Origin of the sequence: Vibrio sp. 10N.286.52.F8 (assembly GCF_041468745.1) — a bacterium.
Classification (GTDB): Bacteria; Pseudomonadota; Gammaproteobacteria; order Enterobacterales; family Vibrionaceae; genus Vibrio; species Vibrio crassostreae_C.
On record NZ_JBFRJF010000073.1, the window covers coordinates 1 to 356 of the forward strand.

The 356-nt window shown below is 49.2% G+C and carries 1 protein-coding gene; it reads right to left on the bottom strand.

The window, feature by feature from the left end:
* On the bottom strand, positions 1–356 hold a 356-nt coding region (locus AB4133_RS21940; RefSeq protein WP_372225753.1), incomplete at both ends, for an Ig-like domain-containing protein.

The window sequence follows — 356 nt, forward strand, 5'->3', positions numbered from 1 at the left end:
CCGGTGACAGTAATAGTCGCGGTCGATGTGATCGGCTCGCCACTTTCATCGCTCATCGTGTACGTCACCACGACTTGCTCTGTTACACCTACTGGCAGGTGATCAAAATCTTCGCCAGTCGCTTCAAACACAAGTTTGTTATCAACGATGGTCACCAGACCTTTATCTGAGCTCACATTGTCTAAGGTAAAGGTCGCACCATCATCTAAATCGGTGTCGTTAGCCAATACATCAACGGTTACTGTGCTGTTCTCTTGAACTGCCCCAGTGTCTGCATTGGCAATTGGGAGATCGTTAGTACCGGTGACAGTAATAGTCGCGGTCGATGTGATCGGCTCGCCACTTTCATCGCTCAT